Origin of the sequence: Spirillospora sp. CA-108201 (assembly GCF_050936235.1) — a bacterium.
In the GTDB taxonomy this organism is placed as follows: domain Bacteria; phylum Actinomycetota; class Actinomycetes; order Streptosporangiales; family Streptosporangiaceae; genus Spirillospora.
In genome coordinates this window covers 3,533,610-3,553,794 of the sequence record NZ_JBNJNE010000001.1, presented here as the reverse complement: position 1 = coordinate 3,553,794, position 20,185 = coordinate 3,533,610, and the positions used below count along the sequence as shown (strand labels likewise).

The 20,185-nt window shown below is 75.2% G+C and carries 17 protein-coding genes; 8 read left to right on the top strand and 9 right to left on the bottom strand.

Translation table 11 applies throughout. The annotated features are described in order from the left end of the window. Position 1 precedes the first annotated feature (1 nt). From ACQEU6_RS17260 to ACQEU6_RS17245, 4 genes are read right to left on the bottom strand one after another with little or no spacing between them, the layout of a single operon-like run. On the bottom strand, positions 2–1,342 hold the full coding sequence (locus tag ACQEU6_RS17260; protein ID WP_499333096.1) for a vWA domain-containing protein: 1,341 nt from the start codon (positions 1,340–1,342) through the stop codon (positions 2–4). Then, a complete protein-coding gene (locus ACQEU6_RS17255) occupies positions 1,339–2,682 on the bottom strand; it encodes a protein phosphatase 2C domain-containing protein (protein ID WP_499333093.1) in 1,344 nt (447 codons plus the stop codon). Before ACQEU6_RS17255 ends, ACQEU6_RS17260 begins: the two co-directional genes overlap by 4 nt. Continuing rightward, a complete protein-coding gene (locus ACQEU6_RS17250) occupies positions 2,679–5,069 on the bottom strand; it encodes a serine/threonine-protein kinase (protein ID WP_499333091.1) in 2,391 nt (796 codons plus the stop codon). The genes ACQEU6_RS17255 and ACQEU6_RS17250 overlap by 4 nt, the downstream gene beginning before the upstream one ends. Next, complete coding sequence (locus ACQEU6_RS17245) at positions 5,066–6,286, bottom strand: coiled-coil domain-containing protein (protein ID WP_499333089.1); 1,221 nt, start codon at positions 6,284–6,286, stop codon at positions 5,066–5,068. Before ACQEU6_RS17245 ends, ACQEU6_RS17250 begins: the two co-directional genes overlap by 4 nt. Before the next feature lie 230 nt (positions 6,287–6,516). Between ACQEU6_RS17245 and ACQEU6_RS17240 the strand changes: the two genes are divergently transcribed. Further along, positions 6,517–7,017 (top strand): helix-turn-helix transcriptional regulator, encoded by a 501-nt coding sequence (locus ACQEU6_RS17240; protein ID WP_499333088.1) that lies wholly within the window; start codon positions 6,517–6,519, stop codon positions 7,015–7,017. A 128-nt stretch (positions 7,018–7,145) separates the two neighbouring features. Here the strand turns inward: ACQEU6_RS17240 and ACQEU6_RS17235 are convergent, their stop codons facing one another. Then, positions 7,146–8,276 (bottom strand): glutamate--cysteine ligase, encoded by a 1,131-nt coding sequence (locus tag ACQEU6_RS17235; protein ID WP_499333086.1) that lies wholly within the window; start codon positions 8,274–8,276, stop codon positions 7,146–7,148. A gap of 117 nt (positions 8,277–8,393) precedes the next feature. Here ACQEU6_RS17235 and ACQEU6_RS17230 point away from each other — a divergent pair, with 117 nt between their 5' ends. Beyond that, positions 8,394–9,410, top strand: a complete 1,017-nt coding sequence (locus ACQEU6_RS17230) for an NAD(P)H-dependent amine dehydrogenase family protein (protein WP_499333083.1) — start codon at positions 8,394–8,396, stop codon at positions 9,408–9,410. On the opposite strand, the gene ACQEU6_RS17225 is transcribed toward ACQEU6_RS17230, so the two are convergent. Together ACQEU6_RS17225 and ACQEU6_RS17220 are read right to left on the bottom strand one after the other, a co-directional pair. Then, positions 9,385–10,179 (bottom strand): alpha/beta fold hydrolase, encoded by a 795-nt coding sequence (locus ACQEU6_RS17225; RefSeq protein ID WP_499333082.1) that lies wholly within the window; start codon positions 10,177–10,179, stop codon positions 9,385–9,387. The genes ACQEU6_RS17230 and ACQEU6_RS17225 overlap by 26 nt on opposite strands. A gap of 60 nt (positions 10,180–10,239) precedes the next feature. Further along, positions 10,240–11,862 carry a PucR family transcriptional regulator gene (locus ACQEU6_RS17220; protein WP_499333079.1) on the bottom strand — a complete coding sequence of 541 codons (1,623 nt, stop codon included), beginning with the start codon at positions 11,860–11,862 and terminating at the stop codon, positions 10,240–10,242. A gap of 146 nt (positions 11,863–12,008) precedes the next feature. Between ACQEU6_RS17220 and ACQEU6_RS17215 the strand changes: the two genes are divergently transcribed. From ACQEU6_RS17215 to ACQEU6_RS17200, 4 genes are all read left to right on the top strand, one after another. Next, positions 12,009–13,352, top strand: a complete 1,344-nt coding sequence (locus ACQEU6_RS17215) for an aspartate aminotransferase family protein (RefSeq protein ID WP_499333078.1) — start codon at positions 12,009–12,011, stop codon at positions 13,350–13,352. Further along, positions 13,349–14,848 carry a CoA-acylating methylmalonate-semialdehyde dehydrogenase gene (locus ACQEU6_RS17210; protein ID WP_499333077.1) on the top strand — a complete coding sequence of 500 codons (1,500 nt, stop codon included), beginning with the start codon at positions 13,349–13,351 and terminating at the stop codon, positions 14,846–14,848. Before ACQEU6_RS17215 ends, ACQEU6_RS17210 begins: the two co-directional genes overlap by 4 nt. Positions 14,849–15,072: 224 nt before the next feature. Further along, positions 15,073–15,438, top strand: coding sequence for a hypothetical protein (locus ACQEU6_RS17205; RefSeq protein WP_499333076.1), 366 nt, complete (start codon positions 15,073–15,075; stop codon positions 15,436–15,438). 466 nt (positions 15,439–15,904) lie between these two features. Beyond that, complete coding sequence (locus ACQEU6_RS17200; RefSeq protein WP_499333074.1) at positions 15,905–17,125, top strand: ABC transporter substrate-binding protein; 1,221 nt, start codon at positions 15,905–15,907, stop codon at positions 17,123–17,125. Positions 17,126–17,215: 90 nt separating this feature from the next. Here ACQEU6_RS17200 and ACQEU6_RS17195 read toward each other — a convergent pair whose 3' ends face one another. Beyond that, on the bottom strand, positions 17,216–17,509 hold the full coding sequence (locus tag ACQEU6_RS17195; RefSeq protein ID WP_499333073.1) for a hypothetical protein: 294 nt from the start codon (positions 17,507–17,509) through the stop codon (positions 17,216–17,218). Positions 17,510–17,755: 246 nt separating this feature from the next. Here ACQEU6_RS17195 and ACQEU6_RS17190 point away from each other — a divergent pair, with 246 nt between their 5' ends. Beyond that, positions 17,756–18,796, top strand: coding sequence for a sensor histidine kinase (locus ACQEU6_RS17190; RefSeq protein WP_499333072.1), 1,041 nt, complete (start codon positions 17,756–17,758; stop codon positions 18,794–18,796). Between the two features lies 1 nt (position 18,797). Here the strand turns inward: ACQEU6_RS17190 and ACQEU6_RS17185 are convergent, their stop codons facing one another. Then, a complete protein-coding gene (locus ACQEU6_RS17185; RefSeq protein WP_499333070.1) occupies positions 18,798–19,646 on the bottom strand; it encodes an NAD(P)H-binding protein in 849 nt (282 codons plus the stop codon). Positions 19,647–19,771: 125 nt separating this feature from the next. Here ACQEU6_RS17185 and ACQEU6_RS17180 point away from each other — a divergent pair, with 125 nt between their 5' ends. Beyond that, positions 19,772–20,152 carry a winged helix-turn-helix transcriptional regulator gene (locus tag ACQEU6_RS17180; RefSeq protein ID WP_499333068.1) on the top strand — a complete coding sequence of 127 codons (381 nt, stop codon included), beginning with the start codon at positions 19,772–19,774 and terminating at the stop codon, positions 20,150–20,152. The last annotated feature ends 33 nt before the right edge of the window (positions 20,153–20,185 follow it).

The window sequence follows — 20,185 nt, the reverse complement described above, 5'->3', positions numbered from 1 at the left end:
CTCAGCCCTCGCCCCTCCTGGTGGTCACCGTCTCGTCCTTGCGGGTCCGGACCGTCTTGCTGGAGCGCGTGTCGAGCTCCATCTCGTCGGCCTTGGCGACGTCGCGCTTCAGGCGGACGGTGCCGGCCGCCTCGTCCACGACGTCCACCACCTTGCGGAGCATCGCGGTGATCTCGTCGTTGCCCGCCTCGCCCGCGAGCACCACGGCCCGGCCGAGCCGCGCGGTCGCGGTGTCGAGGTCGCCGTCCTTGCGGGCCTGGAGGCCCTCCTGGATCGCGGCGGCCAGCTCCGCCTGCCCGGTGTAGCCCGCCACCCGCGGGTTGATCCGGGTGGACTCCGCCTCGTCGTCGGTCCACTGGGCGAGGACGTTCGCGGTCGCGACGACCCGCGCCTCCTCGCCCGGCGCGCCCGGCACGACGAGCTTCACCCACGCGGCGCGCAGCTCCTTGCCGATCTCGCCCGGCGGCACCTCCACGCAGAGGTGGTAGTCGCGGCTCTCGGCGCCCCACGCCCCGAGCGGGTAGTCGCCGGCCTGCGGCGCCGACTCCGCGCGCTTGCCGGTGAGGTCCTCCACCGACGGGGAGACCTGCTTGACGAACCGCAGCCGCGCCGTCTGCGGCGTCCACACGCGCAGGGCGACGTCGGCGACCGACTTGCCCATCGCCGCCTCCGTCATGGCGCGGAAGTCCTCGACCAGCCCGGCCGGGTCGGCCACCATGCCGACGCTGCCGAGCAGCGCGGACGACACCTTGCGCAGTTCGGCGACCTCCCAGTCGGTGCCGACGCCCCGGCAGTCGCAGACGAACCGCCCGCCGCAGCGGGCCAGCGCCGCGTCGAGCTCCTCCGCCGTCTCGTGCTGGTTCTTGCCGTCGGTCAGCAGGATCGCGTGCCGGATGCCGTCGCGGCCGCCGAAGATGTCATCGGCCAGCCGCAGCCACGACCCGATCGCGGTGCCGCCGGACGCCTTCAGCAGGCTCAGCGCGTGCTTGGCCTCGGCGCGGGTCTGCGGCGTCGCCGGGACCGTCCCCTGGTACCCGGGATAGACGATCTTCGCCGTGTTGGAGCCGGACACGACCGCGAACTCCACGCCGTCGCGCAGCGTGTCGATCGCGGTCTGCGCCGCCGCGATCGCCGCGCGCAGCTTGGTCGCGGGGTAGGACATCGAGCCGGAGGTGTCGATGATGACGATCTCGGACGCCCGGGCCGAGGACGGGACGGGGGCGCCCCCGGCCGCGCCGTCGGCGGCGCTCGCCTCGACGGACACGATGGCGTGCACCTCGCGGCCGCCCTCGGGCAGGTACTTGTTCTGGTCGATGGAGATGGTGAACTGCGGCTCACTCATCGGGGCTCCTCCGTGCTCTGGGGGATGCTCTCGTGGACGCGGCCGCCGGAGCCGCCGGGCGGGGGGACCGGGATCACGGCGACGGTGATGTTGTCGCGGCCGCCGGCGTCCAGCGCGCGGCGCACCAGCGTCCGCGCGGCGCCGAGCGGGTCGGCCGCCGCGCCCGGGGACTCCCCGCCCCCGGGCCCGGCCAGCAGCGCCGCCAGGTCGGCGGCGGCCGGGAAGTAGTTCCACAGGCCGTCGCTGCACACCAGCAGCGTGCCGGGGCCGCCGGGCCGGAACGTCGCCACGTGCGGGCTGACCTGCCCGGCGTCGGCGCCCAGCCACGCGGTGATGACGTGCGCGTTCGGGTGCGCCTCCGCCTCCGCCTCCGTCAGCGTCCCCTCGGCGACCATGAACGCGGCCCACGAGTCGTCCTCGGTGAGCCGGCGGGACGCGCCGAGTTCGGCCATGTCGCCGGTGCTGACCTCGGCCGCGTCCACCTCGTCGGCGGAGGGCCCCGGCTCGGCGGCGTCTCCGGACGTCCCGTCCGCGTCGTCCCCGCCCGTCCCGGCGGCACCGTCCGCGGCGAGCCAGTAGGCGCGGCTGTCCCCGATCCAGCCGACCGTGACCGCCGGGCCGCGCGTCACCGCGGACACGTAGGTGCACGACGGCGCGTCGGACGGCGACGTGGCGAGCGCGGCGACGGCGGCGGCCGCGCGCAGCGCCGCGTGCCGGGTGGCGTCCTCGGCGTCCTCTCCGGCGTCGAGCCGGGCCACCAGCTCGGCGAGTCCGGTGTCGGCCGCGGCGCGGGACGCCTCGTCGGGGCGCTGCGAGGACCCGACGCCGTCGGACACGACGGTCGCGATGCCGGACAGGTGCGCGGCGAGGGCCAGCGCGTCCTCGTTGCGGCTGTAGCGGCGGCCGCGGTCGCTCGCCCCCGCCGCGACGACCGGGCGGGTCCCGTTGCCGCCGGACCCGGCCGGCAGCTCGATCTCGACGTGGTCGCGCTCGGCGGGCTGGCGCAGGCCGCACGTCTCGCAGTAGCCGTCGGCGTCGATCGCCGTGCCGTCGCATCCGGGGCACGGGCCGGCGCCGTCCGCCCGCCGGGCGGACGGCGCGGACTCCTGCCTGATCGTGGCGCCGTCGCGCCCGGCGGCCTCGGCGGGCGGCCCGTCGGCGAGCCGGTGCCCGCACTCCTCGCAGAAGATCTCCTCGGCGAACACCACGGCGCCGCAGGCGGGGCAGGCGAGCTCGGCCGCCTTCCCCTGGTCGGTCCCGGTCGCACCGCCGGCGGCGGCGTCGGGCTGGGGGGATTCGGTTCCGGCGGTGTCGCCGGCTCCGGTTCGGTCGTCGGTCACAGCAGCGTCCTCGGGCGTACGGCGTTGGCGGAGTCGACGAGCCGGCGGCACTCGTCCCGGTCACGGGTGCGGCGTGCCAGCTCCCGGTAGGTCCCTTCCAGGAGGCGGCGGAGCGGGGCCTCGGCGAGCGGGGCGCCGAACAGGGAGCCGCCCCGCGTCCCGGCCGCCGTGCCGGGGTCCGCCAGGATCCAGCCGAGCGCGGCCTCCAGCACCTCGGCGGCGAGCCGGTCGCGGCGCTCGTCGTCCAGGCCGAGGGCGGCGAGCCGGTGGCCCGCGGCGACCAGCTCGCCCGCCGTGAGCTCGGCGGGGGGACGGCCGCGCACCGCCGTCACGACGGCCGCGACCTGCGCGGGAACGTACCGGATGGAGATCTTCGGTACCGAGTCGAGCGCGGCGACGGCGGCGGGACGGTCGCCCGCCGCCAGCCGCACGCGGGCGAGGCCGAACGCGGCGTTGATGTAGCTCTGGTCGGTGCGCCACACGGTCTCGTACAGGCGGACGGCGTCGTGGGGTGCCGACCGCTCGCGGCAGTGGGCGAGGGCCAGCTTGGGGGCCGCCTCGCCGGGCAGCAGCCCGTAGAGCCGGTCGAACAGCGGCGCGGCCTCGTCCAGCCGGCCCCGCGCGAGCAGCCCGACCGCGCGGTACCAGCCGACCCGCCAGTCGGAGGGGCGCTCGGCGGCCAGCGCGTCGAGCAGTTCGTCGGCCTCGCCGGCCTCGCCCAGCTCGATCTTGGCGCGGGCGAGCGCCAGCCGGACCTCGGGCGTGCGCTCGGGGGCGTTCGCCGCCGTCTCGGCGGCCTGCGCCGGCTCCAGCGCGCCGAGCCCGGACACGAACGCGGCCGCGGGGTCGGCGGCGTCCACCAGCGGGACGGGCAGCGCCGCCGCGGCGTCCGGCGGCGGGACGGGCGGCAGCGCCGCCTCCTCCCGCGCCTCGCCCGCCATCCGCGTGGTGAACCGCTCCGGGCCGAACAGCCCGGACGGCGCGGGACGCGGGGTCCCGTCCTCGGCCGCCAGCACCTCGCGCAGTACGCCGGTGAGCTGCTCGGCCATCTCCGCAGCGTCCTGGAAGCGGGCGGTCGGCTCCTTGTGCGTCGCCCGGCGCAGCAGCCGGTCGTAGGACTCGAACCGCTGGAGGACGGGGATCTCCTCGCGGGGCGGCAGCGAGTCGGCGAACCCGCGGGTGTAGCCCTTGAACGGGAAGCTCAGTACGGCGAGCGCCCGGCCGACCGTGTAGAGGTCGGAGGTCACCGAGGGGCCGGCGTCGGCGATCTCGGGGGCCTGGTAGCCGACCGTGCCGTAGATCGCGCCGTCCGGGTCGTCCAGCCGCCGCACCCCGCCGAGGTCGATCAGCCTGAGCTGCTCCTCGGACTGGATCACGTTGTCCGGCTTGAAGTCGCAGTAGACGAGGCCCTGCGCGTGCAGGTACTCGAACGCGCGCAGTACCTCCAGCCCGTACGCGATGGCCTGCGCGACCGGCAGGTGCTTCTGTCCCGCCGGCAGCGGCTGCCGGAGCAGGATGTCCTTGAGGGACTGCCCGCCCACGTACTCCATGACGATGTAGCCGTCGCCGCCGTGCTGGACGAAGTTGTAGATCTTGACGATGTTGGGGTGCTCGACCTCCGCGAGGAACGCGCGCTCCGCCGCCGCCGCGGCCATCGCGTCGGCGTCGCCGCTGTCGAGCAGGCCCTTCAGCACCACCCAGCGGTCGCTGACGTTCTTGTCCTGGGCCAGGTAGATCCAGCCGAGCCCGCCGTGGGCGAGGCAGCCGAGCACGCTGTACTGGCCGCCGACGAGGTCGCCCGGGACCAGCTTCGGCGTGAAGGAGAACCGGGCGCCGCACTTGGGGCAGAAGCCCTCCGTGCGCCCAGGGCGGTCGCCGCGACCGCGGCCGACGGGCTCGCCGCAGCCGCTGCAGTACCGCTTGGCCTCCGCGACCTCCGGGTCGCTCATCACCGCGCTGGACGGGTCCCGGTAGGGGACGCGCGGCACCTCGACGAGCCCGGCGCCGAGCATGCCGCGGCGGCCGGAGGAGCGGGCCGACCCGGTGCGGGTGCTGCCCGTCCGGGTGCCGCCGGTCGCGGTGCTTCCCGACGTTCCCGTGCTCGCCGTGCCCGCCGATGCGCCCGCGCCGCCGGAGGGGCTCGCGGCGGCCTGGACACGGGCGGTGTAGGCGGGCGGCGAGCCGCACACGTCGCAGTAGCCGTCCACGATCGTGCCCGCGCATCCGGCCTGTCGGCACTGGTCGGGGCGCTCGGCGGCCGGGCGCGGGGCGGGGACGCTCGGCGCGGCGCCCGCCGCGGGCGCGGCGGCGGCGGGGGGATTGCCGCAGACGTCGCAGTAGCCGTCCGCGATCGTGCCTCCGCATCCCGGCTGCGCGCACTGGCTCATCGATCCGCTCCCTTCTCCCGCGAGGTGACGGCCCGCTGGTACGCGGTCAGGGCCACGGTGGCCTTCCGCAGATCGCAGGGGGAGGTCCACAGCAGCTCGCGTGCCTGCTCGTAGGACCGGGCCAGTTCGGCGTCCTCGGCGTGGCCGAGCCGCGAGGCCTTCACCCGGTAGGCCTGCAGGCGGCCGCGCAGTTCCTCGCGACGGTCCAGCAGTCCCCGGATCAGGCCGGTGCTCTCGCGCGCCCGCTCCAGCGCCGCGTCGGCGGCGTGCTCCAGGTCGGCGACCCGCCGCGCGGTCTCGCGCCAGCCGCCGCCCCGCGCGGCCGCGCCGGGCCGGGGCCGGGTCACGGCGGCGAGCCGGTCGGCGAGGGCGGCGGAGGAGTCGGGCAGGTCCGGCAGCGCGGGTGCGGCGATCTTGACGAGGACCTCGCCCCGGACGGCCCGCGCCTCCGCCTCGGCCGCGCGCAGCAGGTCCAGGACGGCGGCGACACCGCCGATCCGGGCGGCGAACCCCTCGCGCAGCCGCTCCGCCTCCTCCAGGCCGCGGCGCACCTCGGCGAGGCCGGAGCGGATCGCGTCCAGCCGCGCGGTGTCGGCGAGGCCGTCCCGCGCCAGCGCGAGCGGGTCGGCGCGCACGGTCGCCGCGACGGCCTCCAGCTCGTCGCGGAGCCGGTCGAGGGACGGGTCCGCGCCGCCGGCGGACTCCAGCAGCTCCTCGGCCGCCCGCCGCTCGGCCTCGACCTCGGCGAGCCGCGACAGCAGCGTCGACCAGACCGTGTCGAGCGCGGCGACCGCGTGCGCGACCTCCTCGTAGAGCGGGGTCATCCGGTCGACCGCCGCCCGCAGCGTCAGCCTCTCGCCGGACGGGACGGCCAGCAGCGTCCGGCGCTCCAGCGGCACCTCCGCCGCGGGCAGTTCCACCGACGGTCCGTCCAGCAGGCGGGTGAGCTCGGCGAGCTGCGCCTGGCCGGGCCTGCCGTGGCGCGCGCGCAGTTCCTCGGCGGTGGAAAGGACGCGTCCGTACAGGTCGAACAGCAGCCAGAGAGAGGCCGTCTGCGACCGCACGTCGGACTGCACGCGCAGCGTCGCGCCGCGCAGCGCCGCGCCCTCCAGCAACTGGTAGCCCTGGTGGGCCTCCAGTTCCAGCAGGGCCGCGCCGATGCGCTCCCTCTCGCCCTGGAGGCGCGCGAGCATCCCGTCCGCCTCGTCTCGGCTCATCGGAGGCCGGTCCAGGCGTGGCTCACTCAACGCCGGTCCACGACTTGACCCATGTTCGCCCCTGATTCCCCCGAATAGAGCACGTTTTCCGGGGCCAGTTTTCACCATGCGAGGCCGCCTTCTCAAGCGCGAAGCCGATCATCGCCCCGGACGGGCCCCGCCGGCGGCAGGTCGACCGCGACGCCCCGGCGGGCCTCCAAAATGTCAGTGTTCGAACGTATGATCGAACCATGGCGAACGTTGCGACGCACCCCCAGACCGCGCCCACCGCGCCGGCCGCGCTCACGGCGGCGGAGATCGCCGCCCTCGCGCTCTCGCTCGCGCACCTCGGCACCGGCCCGCAGGCCACCACCGCGCGCCGGGCCCTGCACACCCTCCTCGACGCCACCCCGCACGACGACGTGGTGACCACCACGCTCGCCACCCTCACCAGGCCCCTGGACGTCTCCACCTCCGACCGCGCCCGCGTGGTCGCCGCCGCCATCACCGAGCACCGCGTCGTCCGGCTCTGCTACGGCGACGCGGGCGCCAACGTCACGATCCGCGAGGTCGAGCCGGTCACCTGCCTGGTGCACCGCGACCACTGGTACCTCGTCGGCTGGTGCCGCATGCGCCGCGGCGTGCGCGCCTTCCGCTTCGACCGCATCCTCGCGGTCGAGTCCACCGGTCTGCTCGCCCGGCACCGCCGCGCCGACCGCTACCTCCCCTTCCAGAAGCGCCGCGCGGACTGACCGCCCGCCGCCGGGGCCGCGCCGCGGCGGCCCCGGCGGCGAGGCCCGCGGGCGCCCGCGGACCGGCCAGGCCGGTCCGGTCCGGGAACCTGCGGCCGCCTGCGAGGGGCTCAGGCCGAAGCGGCCGGTCAGACCGCCATCGTCCGCTGGACGGCGGCGGTGACCACGCTCCTGGTGTCGCCGCCGCGGGCGTGGGCGGCGCGCTGGAACCGGGCTCCGTTGCCGCGTTCCAGCACGCCGCCGAGGAGCTTGGTCACGGTGTCGAGGTCGCCGGCGCGGTCCAGCGCGGGGGACACGTGCTCGACGAGCGCCGTGACGACGGCGCGGGCGGGGGCGGCGGTGTGGGTGTGCGGGTGCACCAGCTCGCCGCGCAGGCCCGACCGCCCGGCCCGCCACGTGGCCAGGCGCACCAGGTCCGTGCGCACCGGGTCGGGCGGCTCGCTCCGCCGCCACGCGTCCGCGGCGGTGTCGACCAGCGCCCGCACGAGCGCGCCCATGAGCACGGCGTCGTCGGCGTCCAGGCACACGTCCGCGACGCGGATCTCGACGGTGGGGTAGTTCCGCGACAGCCGGGCGTCGAAGTAGACCATGCCCTCGTCCACCAGCACGCCGGTCGCGAGCAGCGCCTCGATCGCCGTCCGGTACGCGCCCGCCGAGCCGAACAGCTCGGTCGGGCCGCTGGAGGGCCAGCGGCCCCAGACCTGGTTGCGCCAGCTGTCGGAGCCCGTGTCGACGCCCTGCCAGTACGGGGAGTTCGCGCTGAGCGCGAGGAGCGGGGGCAGCCACGGCCGGATCCGGTCGAGGACGGCGACGCCCTCCTCGGGGGACTCGACGCCGACGTGCACGTGGCAGCCGCAGGTGAGCTGCTCGTCGGCGGTGGGCCCGAAGACGTCGGACATCCGCAGGTAGCGGTGCGAGGGGGTCAGCGACGGGCGGACGCTGACCGGCGACGTCGCCAGCGCGGCGACGGCGGCGCCCACCCCGGCCGCCGACTGGCCCGCCGCCACCCGCGCCGACCGGACGTGGTCGGACAGCTCGGCCAGCGAGCCGCAGACCGGGGTGGCCGTCTCCAGCTGCTCGCGCTGGAGTTCGGTCTCCAGGGCCTTGGAGCGGCGCCCGCCGGTCAGGAACAGCTCGTCGTGGCGCCGGGCGTAGTGGATCACCGAGCCGGACAGGGCCTGGGGCGCGCCCGTCTCCGGGTCGACCAGGAGCAGCTCCTCCTCCACCCCGAACGTGCGCGCACCCGCGCGAAGTGCCACCAGACATTCCTTCCCGGCCAGCACGGATCTACGTCGCGGGAGGGGCTCGTTCTGGTCGGGCGGGCATGCCTATGATGCGCCCGCGTCGACCGGGCGCCTGGTCACAAGGGTGGTGATATGTCCTATCTCGTCGGCCAGTGGGGGACCGGACCCGTCGGCAGGTCGTCACTCGGGGCGCTGCTCGGGCACCCGGACCTCGAACTCGCGGGGGTCGTCGCCACCGATCCCCGGCACGCCGGCGTCGACGCCGCCGAGCTGGCCGGAAGCGGCCGGCCGGCCGGGATCCGCGCCTCGGAGGACCCGGCGGCGCTCCTGGCCCGGCGGCCCCACGTCGTCTGCCACACGGCCTCCCGCTCCCGGGACGCGGCGCGGGAGCTCTGCCGCATCCTTGAATCGGGCACCGGCGTCATCTCGGACGTTCTGCCCTCTCTGGTCCACCCGCCCTCCGCCGACCGCACCCTCGTCCGCCGGCTCCGGTCCGCGTGCGCCACCGGCGGCGCCGCCTGCCTCACCCTCGGGACCAGCCCGGCGACCGACGTGCTCCCGCTCCTGCTGAGCGGCGGCTGCCTTCGCGTGCACGGGGTCAAGGTCACCCGGTTCACCTGCGGCGACGACCCCGAGGCCGGAGCCCGGCTCGGCTTCGGCGGCCCTATCGGGCACCGCCCGCCGATCGTCCGGCCGGGCGGGCCGCGACGGGCGTGGGGCCCGATCGTGCGGCTCCTCGCCGAGCACCTGGCCGTGCCCCTGGACGAGGTGACCGAGACCTACGAACTCTGCCCGGCGCCCGAGGACGTCGGCTCCGTCCCCAAGGGGACGCTGGCGGGCCTGCGGTTCCAGGTGTCGGGCCTGCTGCGCGGCCGTCCCGTGATCACCGTCGAGCACGTCGCCCGGATGCGCGCGGACATCGCCCCCCACTGGCCCGCGCCGCCGCCGGGCGGGCCCGGCGGCCACCGCGTCGAGATCGACGGCGAGCCGCCCTGGCGGATGGACCTCGCGGGGCCCGCCGCCGCCGACCCGGCCGCGTCGACCGCGCTGCGCATGGTCAGCGCCGTCCCCGCCGTGGCCGAGGCGCCGCCGGGCCTGCACACCCCGCTGTCCCTGCCGCCGTTCACCGGCCGGCGCCGCCTGCGCTGAGCCACGCGGCGACCAGCGACCCGGTCTCCTCCAGCCGGTCGACGTAGAGCATGTGCCCCGCCTCGATCTCGCTGAGCACGAGGCCGGGCCCGAGCGCCGCGCGCAGGTCGACCACGAAGTCGGGGCGGACGAAGTCGGCCTCCGTCGCGATGACCAGGTGGGTGGGCAGGTCCGCGGGCGGCACCAGGTGGGGGCGGGCCATCTCCGAGTACGCGGTCACCACGGCCGCCGGATCGAACCGCCACCGCGTCCGCCCGTCCGGGCCGTGCTCCAGGTGCTCGGCGACCTCCTCGTCCACGGCGTCGCGCGGAGCCGCCGGCCAGCGCGCCGCCCGGTCGGCCCGCGCCTCGGCGACGTCGCCGAACGACGCCGGCGCCATGGCGGCGCGCGCCTCCCGGGCCGCCGCCGCGGGGTCGAGCCCGATGGCCGGGTCCAGCAGGAGGAGCCGCCGCACCCGCCTCGGCGCGGTCCGCGCCAGATGCAGCGCGATCATCCCGCCGTAGGAGTGCCCGACGAGGTCGGCCCGCTCGACGCCCTCGGCGTCCATCATCGCCAGGACGTCCGCCACATGCCGTTCGACGGTCCACGGCGGCTCGTGCGTCGACCGCCCGTGCCCGCGCAGGTCGGGCGCGAGGACGGAGCGGTCGGCCAGGTACCGCTCGGCGGTCCTGCGCCAGCGCGCCCCGTGCCCGCTGACCCCGTGGAGCATCACCACCGGTGCTCCGGCCGGGTCCCCGTACCGATGAACATGCAGTACCGCGTCCGCCATGGGGTAAAGGGTATGCGCGCGAGGCCCGCAGCGAACGGCCTTCACCGGTCACCGGCCCCGTCAGGACCGCTCCCAGCGGACGGACGACAGGGCCAGCAGCGCCACGTGGAAGGACACGCACGACTCGACGTCGTCGAGGTCGGCGTCCAGGACCCGTTCGATGCGGCGGAGCCGCGCGTAGAAGGCGGGGCGGGACAGGTGCGCCTGCTGGGCGGCGACGGCCTTGTTCCGGCCGGATTCGAGGTACAGCTCCAGGATGCGGGTGAGGTCGCTGCCGCGCTGGGCGTCGTACTCCAGGAGCGGGCCGAGCTCGCGCTCGACGAACGTCTGCACGCGGGCGTCGTCGCGGAGCAGGTGCAGCAGCCCGCGCAGGCGCAGGTCGGGAAGGCGGTAGTAGAGGCGGGCCCCGGAGCCGCGCGCGGCGACGTCGGCGACCTGCTCGGCCTCCAGGAAGGAGCGGCGGACGTCGCGGATCGTCTCCACCACCGACCCGGCGGCCATCACGGTGTCGCCGGACTGCTTGCGGATCCGGGTGGCGACCTCGGTGAGCGCGGTCTCCACGTCGGCGCGCGCGGGAAGGGAGGCCAGGACGCCGACGCGGGCGTGCGGCCCTCCCTCGTCCAGGACGCCGACGAGCGCGGCGAGGCGCGCGTCCTTGCAGGCGGCCGCGGCCGTCTCGGCGAGCTGCGACAGCTCCCCGACGGGCGGCGCGGACCGGGACAGGACGGGGCCGCGGTGCCGCAGCACGGCGCCGAGCAGCCGGCGTCCGGACAGCGGGACGCCGAGCGCGCGGGCGCGGGCCGCCGCCTCCTGCGGGTCGGAGTAGGCGTGCGCGAGGATGCGGGCGATGATCGTCCCGTGCGCCTGCCGCTCGACGCTCTCGGCGTGCCGGTCGAGCAGCCGGCCGAGGGCGAGGGTGGTGGCGGCCCGCTCGATCAGCACGGTCTCGCGCGGGGACGGCGGCGAGCCGAGGTCGACGATCAGCCGCCCCCAGTCCTCCCCCCGCGCGCCGACCATCGTGACCAGCCAGCCGGACGCCTCGTCGTAGCCGGTGCGGCGGCCGGGCCGGACGGCCCGCGAGCGGGTCTCCCACGCCGACAGCAGCTCGGCCGGGTCGGCGCCGCCGGCGTCCGCGGCGAGGACCTGGTGGGCGAGGTTCTCCAGCACCACCGGGTGCCCGCCGAGCGCCGCCACCTGCCGGACGACCTCGTCGGTGGAGGCGCCCTCGACCGACAGCTGGGTGAAGATCTCGTGCAGCTGCTCGGAGGCGCGCAGCTCGGCGAACTGCTCCTGGACGATCCGGGCGTGCACCGACTCGGTGATGTCGACGAACGCGGGCTCGTGCGCCAGCACGACCACCGGCAGGCCGAACTCCTCGGCCGCGGCGGTCAGCGCGGGCGGCAGCACGCTGGCGTAGCGGCGGCCGAGCTCGATCATCAGGCCGCTGACGCCGACCTCGGCGAGGTCGGCGATGTAGGCGCGCAGCCGCTCCGGCTCGTCGGGCAGCGCGATCCCGGTGGTGAGGACGAGTTCGCCGCCGTGCAGCAGGTGCGCGATGTCGGTGACCTCGGCGACGTGCACCCAGCGGACCCGGTTGCCGGTGCGGTCGGCGCCCGCGACGACGTGCGGCTGGCCGCGGCGTACCGCGTCGAGCTGGAGGACGTCGTCGACAGTGGGCAGCATCACCGGTGATGGTATCCGTACAGGGTGTCAGCGGAGGTGCTCCCGTCGTTACAGATCGTCGGCCACCGGCAGACCGTTAACGGGAAGTGCCCGGTCCTGACACTCTGCGGGTGGTCGCGGGCGCCCGCGGAAACGAGACTTGGGGCATGTCGGAACACGCGAACCTGCTCCTTCGCCACCGGGCGGTCATGCCGTCCTGGATGGCGCTCAACTACCGGGACCCCATCGAGATCGTCGGCGGCAAGGGCAACCGCGTGACCGACGCGGAGGGCAACTCCTACCTCGACTTCTTCATCGGCATCCTGACCAACATGCTCGGGTACGACGTGCCCGAGGTCCGGGACGCGGTGGAGCGGCAGCTCGCCACCGGCGTCGTGCACACCTCCACCGCGTACCTGCTGCGCGGCCAGGTCGAGCTGGCGGAGAAGATCGCCCGGCTGTCGGGCATCCCGGACGCGAAGGTGTTCTTCACCAACTCCGGGACGGAGGCCAACGAGACGGCGCTGCTGCTGGCCGCCTACGCGCGGCGCAGCGACCAGGTGCTCGCGATGCGGCAGAGCTACCACGGCCGGTCCTTCGCCGCGACGGGCGTCACCGGGAACCGCGGCTGGACGAACCTGTCGTACTCCCCGCTGGACGTCCACTTCCTGCACGGCGCCGACCGCCGGCTCCCGCAGTTCGCCGGGATGTCGGACGAGCAGTACGTCGACGCCTGCACGCAGGACCTGCGGCACGTGCTCGCCACCGCGACCGGCGGCGACGTCGCCGCGCTCATCGCCGAGCCGATCCAGGGCGTCGGCGGCTTCACGATGCCGCCGGACGGCCTGTTCGCCGCCTACAAGCGCGTCCTCGACGAGTTCGGGATCCTGTTCATCTCCGACGAGGTGCAGACCGGCTGGGGGCGGACCGGCCAGGGCTTCTGGGGGATCGACAACCACGGGGTCACCCCGGACGTGATCACGTTCGCCAAGGGCCTCGGCAACGGGTTCGCGGTCGGCGGCGTCGTCGCGCGCGGCGACCTCATGGACGGCCTCCACGCGGTCGGCATCTCCACGTTCGGCGGCAACCCGGTGTCGATGGCCGCCGCCAACGCCGCGCTCGACTACCTCCTCGTCCACGACCTGCGGTCCAACGCGGCCCGGCAGGGCGCGACGATCATCGGCGGGCTGTCGGCGGCGGCCGGCCGGTTCCCGATCGTCGCGGACGTGCGGGGCAAGGGGCTGATGTTCGCGGTCGAGCTGGCCGACCCGGAGACCGGCGAGCCGAGCCCGCCGCTCGCCGCCGCGCTGATGGAGGCGGCCCGGGAGCGGGGGCTTCTGGTCGGCAAGGGCGGCCTGTACGGCAACGTGGTGCGCATGGCGCCGCCGCTCACCCTCACCGACGACGAGGCCGCGGAGGGCCTCGGCATCCTCATCGCATCGCTGGAGGCCGTGAACGGGGCCGCGCTCGCCGGAGGGCGCGGGCCGTCCGCTCGCCGGGAGGACGCATGACCAGGCATGTGACGCACTGGATCGGCGGAAAGCCGTTCGGCGGGGAGAGCGAGCGCCGGGGCGAGATCTTCGAGCCCGCGTCGGGGCGCGTCGCCGGGACCGTCGACCTCGCCGGGGACCGGGAGGTCGACGCCGCCGTGGCCGCGGCGAAGGCGGCGCTCCCCGGCTGGCGGGACGCCTCGCTCTCGCAGCGCGCGAAGGTGCTGTTCCGCTTCCGCGAGCTGGTGGACGCGCACCGGGGGGAGCTGGCCCGGCTGATCTCCTCCGAGCACGGCAAGGTGGTCGCCGACGCCGCGGGCGAGGTCGCCCGCGGGCTGGAGGTCGCCGAGTTCGCCTGCGGCGTCCCGCACCTGCTCAAGGGCGGCTTCTCCGAGAACGTCTCCTCGCGGGTGGACGCCTACTCGATCCTCCAGCCGGTCGGCGTGGCCGCCGGGATCACCCCGTTCAACTTCCCGGCGATGGTGCCGATGTGGATGTTCCCGGTCGCGATCGCGTGCGGGAACACGTTCGTGCTCAAGCCGTCCGAGAAGGACCCGTCGGCGTCGGTCCGGCTCGCCGAGCTGTGGGCCGAGGCGGGGCTGCCGGACGGCGTGTTCAACGTCCTCCACGGAGACGGAGCGGCGGTGGACGGCCTGCTGCGCCATCCGGACGTCAGGGCGGTCAGCTTCGTCGGCTCCACTCCGATCGCGCGCCGCATCTACGCGACCGCGGCGGCGAACGGCAAGCGGGTGCAGGCGCTCGGCGGCGCCAAGAACCACATGCTCGTGCTGCCGGACGCCGACCTGGACCTCGCGGCGGACGCCGCGGTGTCGGCCGGCTTCGGCTCGGCGGGGGAGCGGTGCATGGCGATCTCCGTCGTGGTGGCCGTGGACCCGGTCGGGGACGAGTTGACGGCCAGGATCGGGGAGCGCGTCGCCGGGCTGAGGGTCGGGCCGGGCGACCACCCCGAGTCGCAGATGGGGCCGCTCGTCACCGAGGCGCACCGCGACAGGGTGGCCTCCTATCTGGACGGCGCCGTCGCGCAGGGCGCGGTGCTCGCCGTCGACGGCCGCGACCCGGACGTGCTGGGCGGCGCCGGCGACGGGTTCTGGCTCGGCCCGGCCGTCCTCGACCACGTCACCCCGGACATGGACGCCTACAAGGACGAGATCTTCGGCCCGGTGCTGTCGGTCGTGCGGGCGGGGTCCTACGACGCGGCGATGGAGGTGATCTCCGCCAACCCGTACGGCAACGGGACCGCGATCTTCACCAGGGACGGCGGGGCGGCGCGGCGCTTCCAGAACGAGGTGGAGGTCGGCATGGTCGGTGTCAACGTGCCGATCCCGGTGCCGATGGCCTACTACTCGTTCGGCGGCTGGAAGGACTCGCTGTTCGGCGACAGCCACGTCCACGGGATGGAGGGCGTCCACTTCTACACGCGGACGAAGGCCGTCACCGCGCGCTGGCCCGACCCGTCCCACGGCGGGGTGAACCTCGGCTTCCCCGCCGGCGGCTGAGGACCCCGCGAGAATTACCTACCGAGCGCGTTTTTCCGTTGTCAATTTTCGTCCGGCGCGGCCGGGCGAATAATGGCTCCATCCCATTGACTGTGTCTGTGTCCGGCGACACAATCTGACTGTCTCCCTTAATTAAGCGAATTCAAAAGTCAGGGTCGGCAGTCAGAAACCCGTGGTCGTCGGGCCGCGGGCCGGTGGAGCCGGATGTGCAGGAGAGCCGCGCTATGACCGCAGGCGATCACGCCGCCGAAGTGGACGCGCTCGGAAGGCGATTCCCGGGCTGGACCATTTGGTTCGGCCTGTTCACCGGCCATTGGTGGGCGCTGCCGCCCCGGGACCGCGACGTCGGGGACTTCCTCGAAGCCGACACCCCGCAGCGGCTCATCGCGCGGATCGAGGTGGTCTCGGGCGCCGCCGCGGTCCGGCGGCCGACCGCCGGACCGGCGCCACCGGGCGGCCGTCCCCGGCCGTCCCGCGACCCCCGGCAGGACGTGCGGCGTCCCTCGAACCTCCTCCGTCTCGAGGGCGTCACACCGCCGCCGTCAGGCCGGGTACCGGTGATCGCGTGGCCGGGCGGCACCGCACGGTGATCCGCCGTTCCCCACCTCCGCCACGCCCACCGGTGCCGCCGCGGCCCCGGGCAGGACGCGAGCCCGCGCCATATCCTCTCCAGCAACCTCCGTTTATGGCGCGGACGCCAGCACCCACCGTCCTCCCGGGGCCCCGGCGGCCTCCCTTCCGGCGATAGCGCCGGAATATCGAGCAAAGAGTGCGGCAATGGTCATGATGCTGTCACCTGCGGGAAAGGCTGTGGGGAAACAGCCGAGTCGCGATCATCGGTAATTCCGGCCGCACGGCCTCCGTGACGGCGGGAAATTTCCGCGAGACCGGCGATCACATCGTGCGCGCCCGCTGTGGCCCGCGCAATGGCATCCGGGAGCCTCCGGGGCCGCCGTCCGCGTGCGGGGTCCGTGCGTCCGTCCGCCGCCGAGACGCTACGCTGCGCCGACGGGCCCGTTCGCGAGGGGGAGGGCCCTGGCACGGATCGGGAGCGACATGCGGCGCAGGGCCATGGCACGGGTCAAGGCGGCGACGGCCCTGGCGGCGGCCGCGGTGCTCGGCGCCGCGGTGCTCGGCGCGTGCAGCGGCGGGGACGACAAGCCCGTGGGCGTCGCCAAGGTGGTGAGCACCCTCGGACCCGGCGAGGGCGCGCTGAACCTCCTCACCCTGCCCGGCTCGGTGGAGAGCGGCGGCACCGACCCCCGCGTGGACTGGGTCACGCCCTTCCAGGAGCGCACCGGCTGCAAGATCGGCATGAAGGTCGTCAAGACGCCCGAGGAGATGGCCGACCTCATGCGCGACAGGAACCGGCGCTACGACGGCGTCGCCGCCCCGGCGGAGGTCGCCGGGCGGCTGGTCGAGGAGAAGCAGGTCGTCCCGATCAACCCCGACCTCGTGGACGGCTACAAGAAGCTCGAACCGAAGCTGCGCAAGCTGCTGGAACGCGACGGCAAGCACTACGGGCTGCCGTACGTCTGGGGCTCCAACCTCCTGATGTACGACACCCGGGCCGTCCCGCCGCCGGCGAGCTGGGCCGCGCTGTTCGACCCCGGCCAGGCCCGCCGCTACTCCGGGAAGATCGTCATGCGGGACAGCCCGCTCGCGATCGCCGAGGCCGCGCTCTACCTCAGGGACCGGCAGCGCAAGCTCAAGATCCGCGACCCCTACGCGCTGACGCCGGCGCAGCTCGCCGCCGCCGGCCGGGTCCTGGCCCAGCAGCGTCCGTACGTGGGGGAGTACTGGGACCTCCCGGCCGACGCCGTCAGCGCGTTCGCCGGGGGCCGGGCCGTGCTCGGCCAGGCGTGGCCCTACCACGCGGACGTGCTGAACCGCGCGGCGCGGCCCGTCCAGAGCGTCATCCCGTCCGAGGGCGCGACCGGGTGGATGGACGCGTGGATGATCGGCGCCCGCGTCCAGCACCCCAACTGCATGTACCAGTGGCTCCAGTGGACGGCCTCGCCGGACGTGCAGCAGCAGGTCGCCGAGTGGACGGGGGTCGCGCCCGCCAACCCGCAGGCGTGCTCGGGCGACCGCCTCAAGACCGGTTTCTGCGCCGCCTACCACGTCGGCGACCGCGGCTACCTCAACAAGATCGTCTTCGCGCACGCGCCGTCGAAGGCGTGCGGCGGCGCGTCGGGCAAGAGCGGGTCGGGGAAGAAGGACTGCACCGACTACGCCGAGTGGACACGGACCTGGATCCAGGCCACCAAGGCCTGAGCCCGCGCGAGGGTCTCTCCGGCGCGCCCGACCGCCCCCAGCCGGGCGCGCCTGACGGGTGGTCCTGGGCTTCCCCCCGAAACGCCCAGGTCACCCTCTCCCTGGAGAGACCTCCATGACGGCGGCGCCCGCCGCCGTCCGCGCCGGCGGCGGTTCCGCCGGTCCGGCGCCCGTGAGCGGCTCCCGGGGGCCCCGCCGTGCGCGGGGTACCGGCGGGGCGGGTGCGCAGTCGTCGCACGCGAACACCCCGGACGAGTCCGGCAGGCGGCCGACGCGGACGCGCGGCCGGGGCCATCTCTTGCGGCAGACGACGCACGCGTCGCCCAGGCGCTGGGCCGTGCTCAACCCTCGCGGGTCGACGACCGGCTCGCCCGTCTGGCCCATGTCTCCATCCCCCCGGTGGGAGTCGCCTTCACGTCCTCCTTTATAAGTGGGGAAGAGTGTTGTTGCCGCTACGGAAGGTGAAAAGGGCGGCAAAGGCTCACGTGTCGCCCCGCCTCCCGGAGGCCCTGGGGGTACGGAGGTGCGGGCTGCGCGGCCGCCAGGCGATGACCGCATTTCGGCAAGGTTATGCGGTCCCGAGTCTGGTGCTTTGCCCCCTTTTAAGAGGTGCCTGCGTAGAAAGGAAGCATGTCGGCCAGGAACGTCGATGATCAGCGAGGCCGACCGCACAGCCCCCTGTGGGCGCGTGCGACGTCGGCGACGGTCACCCCACTCGGCTCCCTCACGGTGGCCGCCGCCGCCGTGGCGGCCGCCGTCCTCTACGTGCTCTCCGGGGTCGACCGGGCCGGAGTGGTCGCGGCGGCCGCGGCCGCTTTCGCGGCGGTGGCCTTCGCGGCGGCCCGGTGGGGGGCGGCGCACTCCGCGCGCGGGTGCCTCCGGTCGATGGAACGGCTCCGGCGGGACCTGGAGAGGCTCGCCGGGGACGGCTGGGCCGGCCGCGTCGCGGTCCCGGCGACGGGTGACGAGGCGGAGCTGCTGGCCGAGCAGATCAACGACCTGCTCGCCCGGCTGGAGGGTGCGAACACCCGGCGGCGCGCGTTCGTCGCCGACGCCTCGCACGAGCTGCGCACACCGATCACCGGGCTGCGCACCCGCATCGAGCTGGCCCTGGCCGCCCCAGACGACGACGCCGCGGACACCCTGCGGGACGCGCTGGCCGACGTCGACCGGCTGCAGCGGATCGTCGAGGACCTTCTCATCCTCGCCCGCATCGACTCCGGCGACCTCCCCGCCCGCGAACCCGTCGACCTCGGGGTGGTGGTGGAGACGGTGGCCGCGCCCCGCAGCCCGCCGGTCCTGACGGTGGTGAAGGTCGAGCCGGGCCTCATCGTCGAGGGCGACCGGGAGCGCCTCGGCCGCGCGGTGAGCGACCTGCTCGCCAACGCCGAGCGCTACGCGGGCGCGCAGATCGAGGTCGAGGCGCGCGAGGAGGGCGACTGGGCCGTCGTCGAGGTGCACGACGACGGCCCGGGCATCCCGTGCGCCGACCGGGACCGCGTCTTCGAGCGCTTCACCCGCCTGGACCCGTCCCGCAGCCGCGACAAGGGCGGCAGCGGCCTCGGCCTCTCGATCGCGCGGGAGATCGCCCTCGCCTACGGCGGCACCTTGAAGGTCGCCGACGGCGCCGACGGCGCCCGCCTGGTGCTCCGGCTCCCGCTCGACCGGTGACTCACCGGAACGCCTGGACGTTCTCCTCGACCCACTGAGCGAAGGACCGGGCGGGCCGCCCGAGCACCTTCTCCACGTCGGGGCTGACGCGGCGTTCGGTCCCGGTGGGCTCGCCGAGGATGTCCAAAGTGCCGTCGACGACCGGCGCGGGCATGAACGCCAGCATCTGCGCCCTGGCCTCCTCCCGGGTCTGCTCGGCGAACGCCACCGGCTCGCCCAGCGCCTCGCCGATCGTCCGCGCCCGTTCCCGCGGCGTGACCGGGGCCGGCCCGGTGAGCTCGTACACGCGGCCCTCGTGCCCGTCCTCCCGCAGCGCCGCGGCCGCGACCCCGGCGATGTCGGACGGGTGGACGAACGGCAGCGCGACGTCGGCGAACGGAGCGGCGGCCGCCCGGTGCGCGCGGATCGGCTCCGCCCACGCGAACGCGTTGCTGGCGAAGCCGCCGGGCCGCAGGACCGTCCAGTCGGCCCCCGACTCCCGGACGGCGTCCTCGAACGCCCTGAGGTGGCCGTGGGCGTGCGCCGCCGGGCGGGTTCCGGCCCCCTGCGACGACAGCAGCACGATCCGCCTCACCCCGGCGGACTTCACCACGTCGACGACGGAACGCGGGTCCAGGTCCTCGACGGAGCCGAGCAGGGGCCCGGCGACGAGCAGGAAGAGCGCGTCCGCCCCGTCCAGGACGGGCCGGAGGGTCTCCGGCTCGGCGAGGTCGGCGACGCGGTGCGCGACGCCCTCGGGCAGGTCGCCGGGGTCGGTGCGCGACACCGCCCGCACCCGCTCGCCCGCCTCCGCCAGCGCCCGCACGAGCGGCCGCCCGACGTTCCCCGTGGCGCCCATGACAACGATCATTGCTTTCTCCCTCTGAGCTGCACTGACACCGCCCGAGGGCGGCGCCGTCGCGGTGCGACCCGGCGAAGCTAGCATCATCGGTATAGTAGGTACCTAGAAGAAAGTGACTACCCGGGGAGGCCGTGATGGTGGACGCCAGGACCGAGGAGGCGCTCGCCCCCGAGCTGGCCTGCCCGATCGCGCCGGTGGTCGACATCGTGTTCAGCCGCTGGACCACCCCGATCCTGTGGACGCTGCACGAGTACGGCCGGCAGCGGTTCGTGGAGCTGCAGCGGCGCATCGGCACGATCACGCCGAAGGTGCTGACCCAGCGCCTGCGGCAGATGGAGCGCGACGGGCTCGTGGTCCGCACGTACCACCCGGAGGTGCCGCCGCGCGTCGAGTACGAGATCAGCGAGCTGGGCCGCAGCCTCGCGCCGCTGTTCGCGAGCCTCGCGGAGTGGTCCGCCGTGAACCTGGGGAAGGTCGAGCGGGCGCGGACCGTCTACGACGAAGGCGCGGGCTGAGAGACGGAGCCGGGGCCGAGACCGGGCGGGGAG